The sequence below is a fragment of the bacterium genome, assembly GCA_040753555.1.
Classification (GTDB): domain Bacteria; phylum UBA9089; class UBA9088; order UBA9088; family UBA9088; genus JBFLYE01.
The window spans coordinates 1-2,869 of sequence record JBFMDZ010000236.1 but is presented as its reverse complement, the minus strand read 5'-3'; the positions used below and the strand labels follow the sequence as shown (position 1 = coordinate 2,869).

Here is a 2,869-nt window from a genome sequence, read left to right as displayed (position 1 = left end):
GCAAACTATGCAATAAATCTGGGAGCAAAGACACCTGGTGGAATAGGCGGGGTATTGGATAAGCTATGGGATAGCCTGAAGGATATATTTGAGAAAGAAGGGATTGAACGTTCACAGATAGAGAATAGGATAGGGGAAAGATTCAAAGACCAAGAGATTGCAACAAAGGAGCTTTATGATGCCCTTCATCCCCAAATAGCTAGCCCCAATCCCATTATCCCTCCCATTGATTATCAACAGCTTACCGATGCGATGTTAAAGACAGCCTATGTAGGCGGTGAATTAAAGATAGAGGGCAATAATTTAAAGGTAAGCTTTCCCAATAGCCTAAATCCAGGACAAAGCACAGCCACATTTCTTGGCCAAAACACAGCTGAGGGTTTATTAAAATTCTGGAAAGAGGAGTTTCTCAAAGTAGCAGATATGGGAATAAGCTTGGTTGGGCTTGTTCCATCTCCTGTAAAGATAGGTAGTGATATATATGATGTACTCAGCGCTATTAAAGGCGAAGGTCTGGCAGGAAAGCTCTCACCATTAGAAAGACTAGCTATTGCCCTTCCAATAATAGGAACTGGCCATATAAAGCTTGTCCAAACAATAACAAAAAGGGGATTTAAGGGTTCTCTGGAGCTTTACCATAAAATTACAGGTGGGCTTCAGGATATTGGAAGGAGGTTGGGCAAGGGCGATGAGATTACTGGGATTAGAGGAAGTGTGGTTACCGGAAGGAAATATACAATAGATAGGCCATTTAATGCAGATAGTGATATTGATTTCTTTATTGTGAGTGATAAGTTAATTAAGAAGTATGGGTTATCAAAAGAAGGAGGAAAGGCTCTTTTAGAGTTGAATCCCGGATCAAAACATCCGGAAAGATTAGAAAACCTCAATAAGATACCAGAGCTTAAGAAATGGGTGGAGGAATCACAGAATGTATTAGGAAGAAAAACTCCAATAGCTATTTGGGAAAATGAAGCCTTTATGAAAAAAGTAACACCCTATCCCCATATTATCTATAAAAAATGAGGTGAATTTATAATGTCAGTACGTTGTTATGTGGTTTCATCAATCACCCCAGATGAGATGGCTCATCTTCTCAGGGATATGCTCTTCCCTGACTTTCAAATCCAAAAAGAGTATAGCGAGAACGGTGATAACAGTGATACAGGGGAGTATTGGATTATAAGAAAAGATATTACTTGTCCTTATGTAAGCGACGAGATAGGGGCTGGCAATGAGATAAATTTATTTGATGACTGCTTTCCTAAAGGGTGTCATATTATAAGATGGACTCTTTCTCCATCTGAATTAAAAGACCAAACATCACATATATCAATAATAACCAAACAAGACATAAACTGTCTCTATAAGCTTGCATCTTTATTAAACACAGAGCTTCTCTTTGAGGACGATGAGCATTGTAATGAATCCTTAATCGTTGCTACGATAAACCCTGAGTATGAAGAAGGTAAAAATATTCCAAAGATGTTATTTTCAACAAGGGAGTTGCCGATTGAGGTTAGGAAAAATAGGCTGGCGTTAGAATTTTATTGGTATTATAAAGAAAGAATTGAAGATTTTAAAAAAGATTGGGGCGACCTCTGGCTAAGAACTTTTCAAGAACCATTTAATCCCCGTAAAGCAAAGAAGATGCTAAAAGATGCGGAGTTAAAGCAGAATAGAGAAGGCAAAGAAACAGAAAGAATACTAATGGAGGAATGCCGTGACCCAGACCCTGAATACGGAGAAGGGGTATTCAAAATAAACTACAAAAGGCTCTTTGAAAAACTTGGCTTTAAATATTGGTATCAAACCGAAGAATGACAAAGGAAGAAATATTTATCTCAGTGGATATTGAATCATCAGGGCCTATTCCTGGAGAATACAGTATGCTTTCACTAGGAGCTTGTGTAGTGGGAGAAACAGAAAAGGGCTTCTACATTGAGCTAAAACCCTTGAATGACAACTACATTCAAGGGGCAATTGATGCTTGCCATTTAAATATGGAGACTTTAAAAACAAAGGGTGCTGAGCCAAATAAAGCAATGAAAGACTTTGAGCAATGGATTCAAAGGGTTAGTCAAGAAAAAAGACCTGTTTTTGTTGCCTTTAATGCCACATTTGATTGGATGTTTGTTTGCTATTATTTTCATCGCTTCTTAGGACATAATCCATTTGGGATTAGTGGTCTTGATCTGAAGGCTTATTATATGGGAATGACCCATTGTTCCTGGAGTGAAACAACGAAAAGAAGGATTGACAAAAGATTCCTTTCTCCTTCCAAACATACCCACAATGCCCTTGATGATGCTATTGAGCAGGCTAATATTTTTGAGAAATTCTTAAACTACAAAAATCAGAAGAATAACCTATGTTTAAGCAAACCGCAAACCTCGCCAGGACAATAAATAGACTAAGGTTTTTTGATATAGAGGCAATCCCATCAATTACTTTTTCATATGAGCCTTATCAAGAAAACACAGAATACAGAACAGAGAATACAGATGATACCCTTTCCTTAGAAGGAAAATTTGTAAAATTCAATGATTATGTATTCTATGTAATGAATGGAAGAAAGAGGCTGGTTCCCAATAATAGTGTTAAAGCCTATGCCCCTGATGGCACATCTATTACAGAGCTAACCTCAGAGCAATTATCCAAATTTCCAACCGGTGATGTCTTACCTTAAGATAAAATACCCTGATGGCACATTGATAAAGTATGGAACAGAGCATTTCCTTGTCTTCTCCGGAACAAAGCATCTTATTGATTCAGGAACAATGCAGATATTTAGCTTAAAGCCTAATGAGGCAAAGGTAGTCTCTGATAGTGAATTTCTTTCTATCCTAACCGGTGATCCCCTTAAGGC

At 37.8% G+C, this 2,869-nt stretch carries 5 protein-coding genes; all 5 read left to right on the top strand.

What is annotated here, in order from left to right; translation table 11 throughout:
• The coding region (locus AB1630_11885; protein MEW6104492.1) for a hypothetical protein at positions 1–1,026 on the top strand (1,026 nt) is incomplete at its 5' end.
• 12 nt (positions 1,027–1,038) lie between these two features.
• Positions 1,039–1,824 (top strand): hypothetical protein, encoded by a 786-nt coding sequence (locus AB1630_11880; GenBank protein ID MEW6104491.1) that lies wholly within the window; start codon positions 1,039–1,041, stop codon positions 1,822–1,824.
• Positions 1,821–2,408 (top strand): 3'-5' exonuclease, encoded by a 588-nt coding sequence (locus AB1630_11875; GenBank protein ID MEW6104490.1) that lies wholly within the window; start codon positions 1,821–1,823, stop codon positions 2,406–2,408. Before AB1630_11880 ends, AB1630_11875 begins: the two co-directional genes overlap by 4 nt.
• Complete coding sequence (locus AB1630_11870) at positions 2,372–2,689, top strand: hypothetical protein (protein MEW6104489.1); 318 nt, start codon at positions 2,372–2,374, stop codon at positions 2,687–2,689. The genes AB1630_11875 and AB1630_11870 overlap by 37 nt, the downstream gene beginning before the upstream one ends.
• The coding region (locus AB1630_11865) for a hypothetical protein (GenBank protein MEW6104488.1) at positions 2,676–2,869 on the top strand (194 nt) is incomplete at its 3' end. The genes AB1630_11870 and AB1630_11865, both read left to right, overlap by 14 nt.

What these genes read in the sequence shown, in the direction of transcription:
- AB1630_11880 (MEW6104491.1), top strand. Translation starts at nt 1,039, where the DNA reads ATGTCAGTACGTTGTTATGTGGTTTCATCAATCACCCCAGATGAGATG.
- AB1630_11875 (MEW6104490.1), top strand. Translation starts at nt 1,821, where the DNA reads ATGACAAAGGAAGAAATATTTATCTCAGTGGATATTGAATCATCAGGG.
- AB1630_11870 (MEW6104489.1), top strand. Translation starts at nt 2,372, where the DNA reads ATGTTTAAGCAAACCGCAAACCTCGCCAGGACAATAAATAGACTAAGG.